At 59.5% G+C, this 13,544-nt stretch carries 10 protein-coding genes; 4 read left to right on the top strand and 6 right to left on the bottom strand.

Annotated elements, in window-relative coordinates:
- The first annotated feature begins 19 nt into the window (after window positions 1-19).
- Complete coding sequence (locus OVA00_RS39390; protein ID WP_234824528.1) at window positions 20-871, top strand: peptidyl-prolyl cis-trans isomerase; 852 nt, start codon at window positions 20-22, stop codon at window positions 869-871.
- Window positions 868-1,863 carry a HupE/UreJ family protein gene (locus OVA00_RS39385; protein ID WP_268091091.1) on the top strand — a complete coding sequence of 332 codons (996 nt, stop codon included), beginning with the start codon at window positions 868-870 and terminating at the stop codon, window positions 1,861-1,863. The genes OVA00_RS39390 and OVA00_RS39385 overlap by 4 nt, the downstream gene beginning before the upstream one ends.
- 480 nt (window positions 1,864-2,343) lie before the next feature.
- On the opposite strand, the gene OVA00_RS39380 is transcribed toward OVA00_RS39385, so the two are convergent.
- On the bottom strand, window positions 2,344-4,668 hold the full coding sequence (locus OVA00_RS39380; protein ID WP_442780598.1) for a heavy metal translocating P-type ATPase: 2,325 nt from the start codon (window positions 4,666-4,668) through the stop codon (window positions 2,344-2,346).
- A gap of 69 nt (window positions 4,669-4,737) precedes the next feature.
- A complete protein-coding gene (locus tag OVA00_RS39375; protein ID WP_112772471.1) occupies window positions 4,738-5,238 on the bottom strand; it encodes a universal stress protein in 501 nt (166 codons plus the stop codon).
- 136 nt (window positions 5,239-5,374) lie between these two features.
- Here OVA00_RS39375 and OVA00_RS39370 point away from each other — a divergent pair, with 136 nt between their 5' ends.
- On the top strand, window positions 5,375-6,625 hold the full coding sequence (locus OVA00_RS39370) for an MgtC/SapB family protein (protein ID WP_112772470.1): 1,251 nt from the start codon (window positions 5,375-5,377) through the stop codon (window positions 6,623-6,625).
- On the opposite strand, the gene OVA00_RS39365 is transcribed toward OVA00_RS39370, so the two are convergent.
- Window positions 6,615-9,290 (bottom strand): cation-translocating P-type ATPase, encoded by a 2,676-nt coding sequence (locus tag OVA00_RS39365; protein ID WP_181529586.1) that lies wholly within the window; start codon window positions 9,288-9,290, stop codon window positions 6,615-6,617. The genes OVA00_RS39370 and OVA00_RS39365 overlap by 11 nt on opposite strands.
- A gap of 34 nt (window positions 9,291-9,324) precedes the next feature.
- The gene (locus OVA00_RS39360; RefSeq protein ID WP_112772500.1) at window positions 9,325-9,981 is read right to left on the bottom strand and encodes a BON domain-containing protein; all 657 of its coding nucleotides are present in this window, start codon (window positions 9,979-9,981) and stop codon (window positions 9,325-9,327) included.
- Between the two features lie 137 nt (window positions 9,982-10,118).
- Between OVA00_RS39360 and OVA00_RS39355 the strand changes: the two genes are divergently transcribed.
- A complete protein-coding gene (locus OVA00_RS39355) occupies window positions 10,119-10,562 on the top strand; it encodes a pyridoxamine 5'-phosphate oxidase family protein (RefSeq protein ID WP_112772468.1) in 444 nt (147 codons plus the stop codon).
- Between the two features lie 41 nt (window positions 10,563-10,603).
- Here the strand turns inward: OVA00_RS39355 and OVA00_RS39350 are convergent, their stop codons facing one another.
- The gene (locus tag OVA00_RS39350) at window positions 10,604-11,437 is read right to left on the bottom strand and encodes a universal stress protein (RefSeq protein WP_112772467.1); all 834 of its coding nucleotides are present in this window, start codon (window positions 11,435-11,437) and stop codon (window positions 10,604-10,606) included.
- A 231-nt stretch (window positions 11,438-11,668) separates the two neighbouring features.
- Complete coding sequence (locus tag OVA00_RS39345) at window positions 11,669-13,507, bottom strand: hybrid sensor histidine kinase/response regulator (protein WP_268091090.1); 1,839 nt, start codon at window positions 13,505-13,507, stop codon at window positions 11,669-11,671.
- Window positions 13,508-13,544 lie beyond the last annotated feature (37 nt).

Genomic DNA, 13,544 nt, shown 5'->3' with positions numbered 1-13,544 from the left:
CAAGCGAACGGAGGAGGGCATGCTGAAGCGCATCCTGCGAGAGCCTCTGTTTCACTTCCTGGTGCTGGCGCTTGTGATTTTCGCCGCCCATAGTCTTCTGCGCGGCGGCGTTGATGCGCCTGAAAAAATCGTCGTCAGTGCCTCGAAGATCGAGCAGATGGCGACAGTATTTGCCAGGACCTGGCAGCGCCCGCCGACGACGGCCGAGCTGAAAGGCATGATTGACGACTATGTGAAGGAGGAAATTCTGGTGCGCCAGGCGCTGGAACTCGGGCTCGACCGGGACGACACGGTCGTGCGTCGCCGTCTGCGCCAGAAGATGGAGTTCCTGAACGCCGCCGAGGCCGCCCCGGTTACAGCCACCGATCCGGAGTTGGAAGCCTATCTCGCCGCCCATCGGGCGGTCTTTGCCACCGATGCGAAGTTGGCATTCGAACAGGTCTTCCTCAATCCGGCACGGCACGGCGATACCATCGCCAAGGACGCCGCCGCCCTGCTTGCCGAACTCCGCGGGAACGATATGGCCGATCCGGCCTTGCTCGGCGATGCATCTCTACTTCCCGCGACAGTCCAGCTTACGAGCAAGGCGGCAATCGACGAGATGTTTGGCGGCGCGATTGCCGACGGGCTCGAAAAGGCGCAGCTCGGGCATTGGACGGGACCGATCGCCAGCAGCTTCGGCCTCCATCTGGTGCGGGTGACGGAGCGCACGCCGGGTCAAGTGCCGCAACTCGCCGACATCCGCGACGAGGTTGTACGGGAGTGGGAAAACGCGAAACGCACCGAACTTGAGCAGCAACGCTTCGGTGCGCTGCTGGCGCGCTATGAGGTGAGCGTCGAAGCCTCGACGGCCGTGGGAGGCAACCCTTGAGAAAGCCTGGCGCCCTTTTCGGCCTGCCACTCCTGGTGTTCCTCGGCGCCCCTGCCACTGCCCATGAGGTTCGCCCAGCCTATCTCGACATCCGCGAAAGCGAGCCCGACGGCTTCACCGTCCTCTGGAAGGTGCCGGCGCAAGGCCGGATGCGGCTGGCGCTTGACGCGCACCTGCCGAAACAGTGCGTCGAAACGGCCGCGCCGATACGGTCGTTCGAGGGCAGCGCCTATCTGGAGCGCCGGGTCGTCGATTGCGCGGGGGGATTGCGCAATGGCGAGATTGTCGTCGATGGGCTCAAAGCGACGCTGACCGAAGCGCTGGTGCGCATCGAGTATCAGAACGGCGGCTCCGAGGTCGGACGGCTGATGCCAGAGGCGCCCTCCTTCACGGCGGCCGGCGCGCAGACCAGCCTCGAAGTCGCCCGGACCTATTTCCTGCTCGGCGTCGAACACATAATGCTCGGCTTCGATCACCTGATCTTCGTGCTTGCGCTGATGCTGCTGCTCCATGACCGCTTTATGCTGTTCAAGACGATCACGGCCTTCACCGTCGCCCACAGCATCACACTCGCCGGCGCATCGCTCGGCTATTTCAGTCTTCCCCAGAAGCCGGTCGAAGCGACAATCGCCCTTAGCATCGCCTTCGTCGCAAGCGAACTGCTGAAGGTGAGACCAAACGAGCTACGCTACTCCGAAGCCTGTCCCTGGGTCATTGCCTTCGCCTTCGGCCTACTGCATGGCTTCGGCTTCTCCGGCGCCCTGAAGGAGATCGGTCTGCCGCAATCGGACGTACCGCTCAGCCTCTTAACCTTCAATCTCGGCGTCGAGGCCGGACAGATCCTGTTCGTTACAGCCGCACTCGCGCTTGCCTGGGCTGCACGCGCGATCATCGGCTTCCACCCTGCATTAGCCCGCCGGGCCATCTCCTACGCCATCGGTACCAGCGCAATGCTCTGGTTCATCCCCAGGATCGCTACCATGGCGATTTGATTGCCGTGGTACTGGGTCGAATGTATTGAGCGTGGCAGGCCGGCTCCCCATTGATATAGGTTTAAGTCATATTTAACCGGATCATTCGGAGTTTTAACCATGAGCGAATTTCAGAATAAGGCTTTGTTCGGCTGACCGTGGCGAAGAGCGTTACGCCGATAGCGACGGCGCCAACATACACCTGGTGAAGGCCAGTGACGCTCCAGATGAATTTTCCGAGGCCTCGTTTAGCTGGACGAGGCGCGGCGGTAGCGAGCGGCTTTATACGACGCGCTAACGCCGTCGAAAGGCTCCATCACGGACGTGTCGTTGACGGATTTTCTGTTCCTGCTGCCATGTCGGATCTCGATCACGCCGAGCATGCACATTGCGCTTTTCGATCCCGTCGGCCCGATCGATGCCTGGCCGGAGCTGCTGTTGCCCTGCCGGGCTATTGTGGGCTGATATCGCGTAGAACCTTATGGGGCGGCCTGCCTCTCGTCATTCGCCCTCAAGGGCACGGAAGATTTCCAGTTCCTGCGCAAAGTGCAGTCTCACGACCGCTTCGAGCCCATGGAGCAGCCGTTGGATCTCGTAGAGTTGCTGCGGATTTGGACCGGCAGAATCGATCGCCTGGCGAAGGGAGGTGAGAAGATGGACCTGGCGCTGAATTTCCATGTGGGTACGGCTCATGCCGGCGAGGGCATGCGACGCGCCGAGCCGCTGGCGAAGCGACGGGTACAAAACGCAGTCGTCTTGGCGTTCGTGGGGAAGAAGTCTCTCGCGCAACAGCGCATCCAAATCGGCCAAACGTTGGCGCATTTCCGGTTCAGGCAGGTGCTGTATACGTTCGGTCGTGTGCCTGATCTCGTCGATGACGAACATAAGATTGCGATGTTCTGCTTCCAGTTCCTGGAGCTCCTGTTGTGACAGTTGATTGGCTCGACCCCATCGGCGAACCGGGTAAGCAAGCGCACGCAGGCCGTTAAGAATGGCGACGACGTCAATTGCCTCCTGAACTAGGGCGCCCTCGACCGGCGCAAGATAACCGAGCGCGGCAGCAATCATTCCGGTAACTGATAGCCCCATCCCAACGTAGACGCTTTGAAGCGCAATCCGCCGGGATCGTCTTGCAATGCGAACCCCACTGACGAGACGATCCAACCGGTCAACCAGAATGACAACATCGGCCGCTTCCGTCGATGCTGCCGCCCCCCTGGCCCCCATTGCAACCCCGACATCGGCTGCGGCGAGGGCGGGTGCGTCGTTGATGCCGTCGCCCACCATCATGACCGGCCCGGCCCTCCTCTCCGTCTCGACCAATCGCGTCTTATCTTCCGGCTTCATTTCTGCGACGATGTTGTCGATGCCCAGAAACGCGGCCAGACTTTTTGCGATGTCGGCCCGGTCGCCGGTGGCCAGTACAATTCGTTCAATGCCAGCTTCACGCAACTGCCTGAGAACCGTTCCGGCTTCCGGTCTGACTTCATCGGCCAGGAGAAACGCCCCTGCAAGAATGCCATCCTCCGCCACTGCAACCGCGACTGTGCCCTCCCTTCTGATCCAGATCTCGATTTCACGCGAGAAATCGGAGTCATCAATGAGAGGTCGAATGAAGTCCCATCCGCCCACTGCTATCTTCCGCCCCTCGACCCGGCCCGTGATGCCGGAGCCAGAGGATTCCCGTAGCTCTGACGGTGATGATAGGGCGAGCCCGCGCTCGCGCGCGGCGGCGACAAGGGCACAGGCAACAACGTGACGCGATGCCTGGTCGATAGAGGCTGCCAACCGCAGAACCTCCTGCGGGCCAAGGTCGTTGCGAACCCTTGTCTCCAAAAGCCGGGCCCGGCCGTCTGTCAGCGTTCCTGTCTTGTCGAGCACCACGGTCTTTGCGCGCGCAAGCATCTCGAGGGCACCGCCGCCCTTCACGAGGATGCCCTTGCGCGCGCAGCGAGAAACGCCTGAGATGAGGGCGACCGGAACTGCGAGAATGAGTGGGCAGGGAGTGGCGACTACCAATACCGCCAGTGCCCTTGTCGCCTGTCCTGAAAGTGCCCATGCGATCGCCGACAGAAGGAGCGTGACCCCGAGAAAACCGAGTGCGTAACGATCCGCGAGACGAGACATCGGCGCCTTGGCGTTTTTCGCGGCCTCGACCAATCTGGCAATGCCTGCATAGGTGCTTTCGTTTGCAACGCGCGAGGCGACCATCTCGAAGGGATCTCCCGGATTGACGGAGCCGCTCATCAAGTACTCGCCTGATCGATGGAAGACCGGCAGGGCCTCGCCGGTTAGAGCCGACTCGTCGAGCACCGCTGAGCTGCCTGCCAAGCGACCGTCGACTGGCAGAACCTCACCGCTGCGAACGAAAATCCGATCACCAGGCTCGATGTCCTCGATCGCTACTTCTTCGAATTGTGTGCCTGTGAATCGCGCCGCCGTGCGCGGTACCCGGTCTAGCAGTGCGGTCAGTTCATGTCGTGCTCGCCGTTGGGCGAAATCCTCAAGCGATTCTCCCCCAGTAAACATCATTGCAATGATGATCCCGGCGACATATTCGCCCAGTAAAAGCGCGCCGCTCATGGCCAGAGCTGCGATCAAATCCAGGCCAAATTCTCCTCTTGCCAGGTTTGTTCCGATCTCGGTCACCAAGCTTGCAAGGATAACTGCCGTTCCCACTCCCCATATCCATGAGCTGAGGTCCGGACGGTTCGCCAACCAAGTGAGCGCACCCGCAGCGAGACAGGCCGCGCTTAGAGCGAGAAGCGCTCGTTTCGGCCATACTTCCTCTCGCCACCCAGGGCCAATTTTATGCTGCGCGCTCAAGAGCCAGGCTCCTCAAATGGTCAACGCGGTCAGTCTCGAACACCTTTGAGGCCTAACCCTTCGCAAGCCTCATCGTACGACAAGGACCGAACAGTGCGCGTCCTGAGCCAGCTTCTTCGACACGCTCCCGAGAAGCGTCCGCTTCAGGCGCCCAAGGCCCCGGCTTCCAACGACAATCAAGCTTGCGTTGATCTCCCTAGCGATCTCGAGAACGATTTGGGCGCAGTCGCCCATTTCCAATCGCGCAGAGACATTCGCGACACCGAGCCCAAGTGCCGCGTTTCGAGCTTCGTCCACAATTCTCCTGCCGAGCGCCATGGCACTCTCATCGATGCCATCGCCGGGAATGCGTGAGAGTTCTGCCGACCTCAACATGCCCGGGATCATGTTGCCAATCGGAAAGGCGTGCCCAAAGCCAGGAAGGCTGTCTGTTGCGCTTGCAAAATTTGGCGGAGCAACGTGAAGAACGGTCAGGGAAGCGTCAATCGCCTTGGCAAGCTTTGCGGCCATAGCTACGGCGTCGCGCGCTTCATCAGACCCGTCGGTTGCAACAAGGATGTGATTATCCATGGAAAACTCCTCTCAGGACAGCCTCATGCATTGTCAATCCGCAAGCATTGATCCTCGTCAAAGACAGGATTGAAGTTAGTTGGCCAAAAATGCGATGGGTTGATCTCAGCGCGGGTGCGCCCCCTGGAGAGTGCAAATGGAACCGCTTATCCTTCGACTGGGGCTCGCACTTGCAATTGGCCTACTGGTTGGGTTGGAGCGTGGGTGGCGCGAGAGGGATGCGCCGGAAGGCAGCCGGACAGCCGGCATTCGAACCTTCGGGATTTCCGGCCTCCTTGGCGGTATCGTTGCGGCCTTGTCGGAGTCCCAAGACAACCACTTCCTGTTTGCTGCTGGTCTCCTGGGTTTTTCTATGAGCCTGACGTGGTTCAAGTTGCGTGAAGCTCGGCGCGATGAAGATTTCAGTGTGACCGGTGTTGTTGCCGGCCTGTGCGTCTTTTCGCTCGGCGGGATGGCCGTTGTGGGCGACTACAAGGCAGCCGCTGCTGGCGGCGCGGCTCTTGCAGCAGTTCTTGCCAGCAGAGAGCTTCTTCACAATCTCCTTAGGCGGCTAACTTGGCCGGAACTGCGTTCCGCTCTGGTTCTCGCGGTGATGACCGCGATCATATTGCCGCTTCTGCCGAACCGGACGATCGACCCGTGGGGCGGCTTCAATCCCCGTGAGGTGTGGTTTCTCACCGTGCTAAGTGCAAGCATCTCATTTGCTGGATATGTGGCAACACGCCTGCTTGGCCCAACTCGCGGGATTCTTGTCAGCGGTCTCACGGGCGCGATCGTCTCGTCCACCGCAGTCACGGCAAGCTTTGGACAAAAAGCGCGTGCCGGAGATCCGGCTCTGCCGCTGGCAGGGGCAGCCAGCGTCGCTGCGGCTGTTTCACTGCTGCGCGTGCTCGTCATCGTCCTTGCACTGTCCCCCCGGCTTGTTCCGTTCGTTGCGGCGCCGCTGCTGACGGCAGCCGTTGTATTCATTGCGTGCGGAGGCCTCTTGATGGCCAAGAGAACGTCCAGTGCGGGTGAAGATGTCGGAGCACGAAACCCCTTTGAACTTATGCCGCTCATTGTCTTTGCCAGTCTATTTGCAGCGACGGCAACACTTGGCACCGCGGTAGTGGCGAGGATTGGCAACAATAGCTTGATTGGCATTTCGGCCGCTTCCGGCATCTTCGACGTCGACGTCGCCGTCCTTACCGCGTTACGCTCCGTTGGCGGGGCGATGCCCTTGCCAACCGTCGGGGCCGCGGTCCTGGCAGCCGCGCTCGTCAATGCCGGGGGGCGAATATTCGTGGCGATCCTGTCCGGAACAGCAGGATACTGGGTGCCACTCGGCCTCATCTCCCTCGCAGCTGCTGCAACTGGCGCAAGCACCCACTTCACGGCTATGCAGTAGATTTGCCACGCAGCCGCCACTTGTCGAATTCCGTAATGAAAAGGACGGAAGAGGCAGCAACCAAAAGTATTGCCCATTCGGCCGGTTTCATCGCTGAAACCTGAAGGGTATTGCTGAGGAGCGGAACGTGCATTGCGATGATGTGGAGACCCAAGGCTGCGGCAATGCAAAAAAGCAGGAGCGGATTGCCAAACATGCCGAGTGCGAAAATGGACTTGCGCTCCGAGCGACTTGCGAAAGTCTGGAAATTCTCGAAGAGAACAAGCAGCAGCAAAAGCATGTTGCGGGCATCGCTTTCACTGTAGCCCCGTTCTAGAGCGAGGTAGAACATCGCGAAACCTCCGCCTCCCATAACGAGCGTCGTTTGGCAGAGTCGGCGTATCATCATCCGATCGAAAATCGGTTCATTCGGCCTGCGGGGCGCACGGGAGAGTTCATCGCCCTCGGGCCCCTCGCTTGCAAGAGCGACATCCTGGATGCCGTTGGTGACAAGATTGAGCCACAGGAGTTGCACGGGTAGAAGCGGCATTGGCAGTGCGAGGGTGGCGGCAAAAAGAAACAACACGAGTTCCGCAGATCCCGTGGAGACGAGCATAAAGATGACTTTACGAATGTTGGCGTAGGCGACGCGACCTTCCTTGATGGCACTGACGATTGACGCGAAATTGTCATCTGTGATGATAATATCGGCACTCTCCTTGGCGACGTCCGTTCCCTTGCGGCCCATCGCCACTCCGATGTGCGCGTGTTTTAGCGCAGGCGCATCGTTAACTCCGTCACCCGTGACGGCGACGAAGTGTCCGTTGCGCGAAAGCGCCAGAACGAGCGCCAGTTTCTGCGAGGGAGCGATGCGTGCATAGATACGCCCCCGGCGGGCCAGCGCGTCTAGGCTTGCGCGCCCCTGCGCCTCGGCCAGGCTTACCTCTTGCCCAGTGACGACCTGATCGATGGTGAAGGCGAGGCCCGCATCAGCCGCGATCGCCGCGGCGGTCTTTGCATCGTCTCCGGTCAACATGACGACCTGGACGCCCGCGTCCTGGCATTCCCGGATCGCATCGGGCACTTCCGGCCTGATTGGATCCTGCATGCCGACCAGTCCAAGAAAAATCAGGTCGACGAGAAGGTGCCGGCCATACCCGCCATTGTTCTCGAGCGTCGTTTCGCCTTCCGCAAACGCCAATACGCGCAACCCCCTGGCAGCCATTTCTTCCTTTTGGCTCAAAAGCCTGTCGCGGTCGATCGTGACAGCACAGCCATTCATCTCCATTCGATCCGACATTTCGATGAGGGTTTCGGCTGCTCCCTTCACGAAGATGCGCACCGCATCGCTATGTCGATGAAACGATGCGGCATATTTGATCTCCGGCTCATAGGGGATTCGGGCAATCAAAGGATAATTTTCCTCGATCGACTGCCTCGGCAGACCCGCCTTGTGGGCAGCGGCTAGGAGTGCGACGTCAACCGTGTCGCCGACGCTGGTCCATCCGTCGTTGCCTCTTACAAGCGATGCCTCATTCGGCAGGGAGGCCGCCCGGAGAAGTGCTGTCGCGCGATCACGCACCTGGTCAGGCGGGATGTCCTTCCCGCGGATTTGGCAAGACTCGATATCGGCATGCGTGTCGCAAAAAAGATCGGTTCCGTCCGGCAGGCGAATGTCGGTGACCGTCAACTCATTCAGCGTCAATGTTCCGGTCTTGTCGGTTGCGATTACCGTGCATGAGCCGAGTGCTTCGACCGCGGGCAGGCGGCGAACGACGACGTGCTTCCTGGCCATTCGACGCATGCTGATTGCCAGGGCGACCGAGATCGCGATCGGAAGTCCTTCAGGGATTGCGCTCACTGCCAGCCCGACAGCCATCATGAAAAGCTCGCTCGCGGGCATGTCGCGCGCGATCCCGACAATGATCAGCAACACCACGACCGTGGCGATGACGAGCCCAATCAGTTTTGAGAAGCCTTCCAGGCGGATCAGCAATGGCGATCTCGCAAGGGGTGCCGCGCCAAGGTCGCTCGCAATCTTGCCTATTTCCGTGTTCTTGCCAGTCGCTGAGACTACCCCACGAGCGCGGCCTCGCGTAACGAGCGCGCCGGCGTATGCCATGCAGCATCTTAGCTCTTCGCCTGTGACGCAGTTCGGGGTTGGCGACTTTGCAACAGGCGACGACTCGCCCGTTAGCAGGGACTCATCGCAAAGCAGACCTTCAACCGCGACAAGCCGCACGTCTGCCGGCACCCGACCGCCCGATTCCAGAGTCACTAGGTCGCCGGGCACGATCAGCCGCGTGTCGAGCTCGACCAGATGCCCGTCTCGCACGACATAGGCTTTTGGTTGCTCGAGTTTGCGCAACGCCAATGCCGCCCGACCGGCAGAGTGTTCCTGAACGGTTCCGACAATGGCGTTTGCAACAAGAACGACCCCGATGAAGAAGGCGTCTCTCACATCGCCCAGAAGAAATGACACCAACACTGCGGCCAGCAAAATGTAAATCAGTGGACTGCGGAACTGGCGCGCGAATGTTTCGGCCACCGACCCTGCCCTTGGTTCGGGCAGGGCGTTTGAACCAAACATGGATAACCGGCTGCGGGCCTCCTCGCTCGTGAGCCCCCTATAGCCGCTGTCTTCCTTTTGACGCCGGGCGAGGGTGAGCGGCATCGGTTCGGCCATCATGAGCCCCTCAGGGGAAAGCTACTGAAAGTGTCTATTTGTCGGACACCGTCAGATAGTCGGTTACCCCGCTCACCCCTTTTGCGGACCAGGCAGCCTGCTCGGCCGTGATACGCTCTCGGGGGCTTTGGACTTTCCCGCGCAGGGTCACGTGGCTGCCGGAAACTTCGACCTCGATGTCCTCGGCCTCGATTTCGGCATTCCGCCTTAAGGCTTGCTTGATGCCATGGCGGATGTCGACCACGTCCATTCGTGGCCGGATCCTCAACTGGTTATCGATGCCCGTTACACCGGAGAGCTGGCGAACGGAATGTTCAGCCGCCGAGCGTTGAAAATAGAAATCGACAGTGCCTGCAAGTGTAACAAACCCGCTCTCCACCTTAACTTGAATGTCGCTCGGATCGGAAATAGCCGCACCCCAGTCGAGGATCTTCAAGACACGGCTTGCGATCTCGTCATCGGCAGTCTTCTTGTGCGCGGGTAACCGCACGGTGATTTCCTCCGCGATCGCCCGGACGCCCTTGACCCGTCGAGCAACCTGCTCGGCGGCGTGCTTTTCCGCAAAGCTGTGGACATGACCGGTTAGGGTCACGATTCCTTTCTCTACCGTTACGCCGATGTTTGCGGCGTCGATGCTGGGCTCATACTCGAGTTCGTCGAGAATATCTTGTCGTAAATTGATGTCGCTCATGGCCATCACCTCCAAAGTCTCCTCGTGCCATTATACGAGCAGTATGCTCGATCGTCGCCCATCGGTCTTTGAGGGGCGTCAAAGCGCCCTGGCGCCCGAGGAATTATTCTCGAAGCATCTGTTCACGGAGGTGGATCATGATCGTCAAGGAAATGTCCCGTCACGAATGCAGCGTCGTTGTCCAGGGCGCCCATGTTGCACGTCTTGCCTGTTGCCTTGACGACCATCCCTATATCGTCCCAATCACCTATGCCTACGCCGGCAACTGCCTCTACGCATTTTCTATGCCCGGCCGGAAGATCGACTGGATGCGCAAGAACCCGAATGTCTGCCTTCAGATCGACGCGGTTTCAGGGAGTGAGTGGAAAAGCGTCGTGATCTACGGACGCTATCAGGAGCTTGCCCCGACGGGGCAATGGCACCGCGAGTACCTCCATGCCTGGTCGCTTCTTGAAAAGAGACCAAACTGGTGGGAGCCAGGTGGTTTGAAGCCAATTCCGCAAGAAATCTGCGGCCACTACCCGCACTTGTTCTTCAGTATCGATATACTCGACATGACTGGGCGGGCGTCCGGTGCCTGAACCAATGTGCGCCGCTCGACCGCGGCGCACCTTTGGGTGGCTCAATGAACCAGTAACACCGGCACCGCGGGTGACTCGATCATAGCCTTGGTCACTCCTCCGAACATCCGTTCGCGAACCCGCGAATGGCCATAGGCGCCCATCACGATCAGGTCGGCGGCCGTGTCGAGGGCATGCTGCAAAAGTACCTCGGTGACCTGACGCCCACCGCTTGAAAGCCTGTCCACAATGACCTCGATGCCGTGTCTGGCGAGGTATGTCGCAACATCGGCTCCAGGTTCTTCTCCGTTCCTTGCCGGCGCAGCCGTGGGATCGACCAGCACCACGTTGACGCTATCGGCGGTCTTCATCATTTCAAGCGCTTCGCGTGCCGCTCTCGTCGCTTCGATCGTGGAGTTCCAAGCAAGCAAGATCTTTTTTGGTGTCAGCGTAACTGATTGGCGGTTGCCGGAGAGAAGGACTGGGTGTGCTGAACGAAAGAGCGCACCCTCAATGGCGTGCGAGCGAAGCCGGGAACTCGCCTTGAGGCTTGCCCCGATCAACGTCACGTCAGCGTAACGTGCGCGCTCTCCGATCTCATCCTCCACCCACGCTTCCTCCGGGTAGCTCCCGTGGACATCAAACGAGACACCAAGGGCTTCCAGAGTGGCACGGGAATTCATAACGGCGTTTCCGAGTTTCTCGGTATCGCCCGCGCGCACGTCTAGCCACGCGACCGACATCGCCGCGTAGTCGCCGAGCGGCACAGGGGCGGCAAGCTTGACAAGAAGAACGGAAAGGTGGGCGTTTCCGGCCACGCAAAGATCAGCCGCGGTTCTCAGGTCGACATCATAGTTATCCGCATCGCCAACCAGTAGCACAGTCTTGTATGTCATTGCTCCATCTCCCGAATTAACGTTTGAGCTACAGCCAATCTACCCATGACGGGGAAAACGGCATTGACGGCAATCAAAGATCATTCGGAACTCGGGTGGACTGCCCGCGTTCTCAAGCGGGTATCAAAAGGAATGATCGGCGATCGAGAAGCCGAACCTTGCACATTTTCGCCTTCTTGGTGTTTTCACGAATCTACTCGCTTCAGCTCGATCACCATGCCACTGAGCGCATCAATCAAGCAAATCTCGCAAGCGTTTGGAGAGTTTTCTCGCCGTATACGGTTTGAGCAACCAAGAGGCGCCTTCCGGCAACCTTTCTTTCGCAAGGCTCGGGGCGGCGTAGCCCGAGGTTACGAGTATTTTCATTCCTGGACGGAACCTGCGAACGTGGTGCGCGAGCTCGTTACCGGTCATTCCGCCGGGCATAACCATGTCCGTGAACAAAAGAGAAATCTCCGGGTGGTCGGCGAGGCGCTGAAGAGCTTCAGGACCGGTCTCGGCTTCCACGACGTTATAGCCGGCGTCCAAAAGTCGCGCGACCACAATGCGGCGGACACGAGCGTCGTCCTCGACAACGAGAATTGTTTCGTGTCCTCGCGCTACCGCCTCCTGCGATAGGTCGCGTGGCTCATCTGCGTCGTCGGCCTCGTTTTGTTCCTTCGCCACCGGCAAGAATAGCTTCACGCTGGTACCCCGGCCCGGTTCGCTATAAAGCTGAACATGGCCCCCTGACTGTTTGACGAAACCGTAAACCATGCTCAGGCCGAGGCCTGTACCCGCCCCGGTGACCTTGGTGGTAAAGAAAGGTTCAAAAGCGCGGCGTCTGACATCCTCCGCCATACCGACACCTGTGTCGCTTACAGTTACGAGTACATAGCGTCCCATCCTGGAATCTGAATACATGAGCACATAGTCTTGGTCCAAGTTAGACTTCGAGACCTCGATCGTGAGCCGCCCGCCCGCCCGCATTGCGTCGCGCGCATTCAATGCAAGGTTCAAAAGGGCGTTCTGGAATTGTGCCACATCGACCAGAACAATGTTGTCGGCGCCGCGAACCAAGGTCGACAGCTCCACTGTCTCACCGAGTGTGCGTCCGAGGAGATTTGCGAAGGCGCCGATTAGACCGCCCACGTCGACGAGCTTTGGCGTCAGCGGCTGACGCCGGCCGAAGGCAAGCAGTTGAGCGGTGAGCTTTGCGCCATCGTCCGCCGCGGCTTGCGCCTCTTTCAAGAGCACGTTGATGCTCGGGTCGTCGAGACGGCCTTCGATCATTTCGAGGTTACCGGAAATCACAGTCAAAAGATTGTTGAAGTCGTGCGCAAGCCCGCCGGTCAGTTGCCCGATGGCCTCCATCTTTTGCGCCTGACGCAGTTCCTCGTCGATGCGCTGACGGCTGGTCAAATCCCGAATGAAGCCGGTGAAGATCCGCCCTCCGGCGGATCGGGCTTCTCCAACTGACAATTCCATGGGGAAGGTCGTGCCGTCCTTGCGCCTTCCAGTCACGACGCGTCCTATACCAATGATCCTCCGCTCGCCTGTGCTTAGGTAATTGTTGAGGTAGCGATCATGTGCTTCCCGATCAGGAGAGGGCATCAACATCTTCACGTTCGACCCGAGGACCTCCTGTTCTTTGAAGCCGAAAAGTCGTTCCGCGGCCGCACTGAAAGAGGTGATCAGACCCGTCTCGTCAATCACCACCATCGCTTCAGGAACGGTGTCGAGGATTGATCTTAGATGGGCTTCCCGCGAGACAAGGTCAGCCTGGGCGTGTTTCAAGTTGGTGATATCGCTGTCAAACCGCATGATATGATCGCCTTCACCGTTGGGGAGTCCGATCCAGAGGCTTGCAACAAAGACCTTGCTCTCATCCTTGCGCTTTTGCGACAGTTCGCCAGACCATGACCCTTGTCGTCGGACGGTTGCATGGATGTCTTCGAGGGGCTCGGGAAATGTGGTGCCAAGCAGGTGGTGGATCACTTCACCTTGCGCCTCAGCCTCGGGCCAACCGTAAAGTCGCTCGCAGCCCTGGCTCCAGTGACTGACCCTTCCACTAGCCTCATGCACGATCATGTTCGCGTCCTTGAGGAGACCGAATAGCTCACTGACC

It is taken from the genome of Ensifer sp. SL37, assembly GCF_026672675.1.
GTDB classification, from domain to species: Bacteria; Pseudomonadota; Alphaproteobacteria; order Rhizobiales; family Rhizobiaceae; genus Ensifer; species Ensifer adhaerens.
This window is presented reverse-complemented; position numbering and strand designations above follow the sequence as displayed.

Coding starts and splice junctions, on each gene's coding strand:
- OVA00_RS39390 (WP_234824528.1), top strand. CDS start 20: ATGCTGAAGCGCATCCTGCGAGAGCCTCTGTTTCACTTCCTGGTGCTG.
- OVA00_RS39375 (WP_112772471.1), bottom strand. CDS start 5,238: ATGGATAATCACATCCTTGTTGCAACCGACGGGTCTGATGAAGCGCGC.
- OVA00_RS39370 (WP_112772470.1), top strand. CDS start 5,375: ATGGAACCGCTTATCCTTCGACTGGGGCTCGCACTTGCAATTGGCCTA.
- OVA00_RS39365 (WP_181529586.1), bottom strand. CDS start 9,290: ATGGCCGAACCGATGCCGCTCACCCTCGCCCGGCGTCAAAAGGAAGAC.
- OVA00_RS39360 (WP_112772500.1), bottom strand. CDS start 9,981: ATGAGCGACATCAATTTACGACAAGATATTCTCGACGAACTCGAGTAT.
- OVA00_RS39355 (WP_112772468.1), top strand. CDS start 10,119: ATGATCGTCAAGGAAATGTCCCGTCACGAATGCAGCGTCGTTGTCCAG.
- OVA00_RS39350 (WP_112772467.1), bottom strand. CDS start 11,437: ATGACATACAAGACTGTGCTACTGGTTGGCGATGCGGATAACTATGAT.
- OVA00_RS39345 (WP_268091090.1), bottom strand. CDS start 13,507: ATGATCGTGCATGAGGCTAGTGGAAGGGTCAGTCACTGGAGCCAGGGC.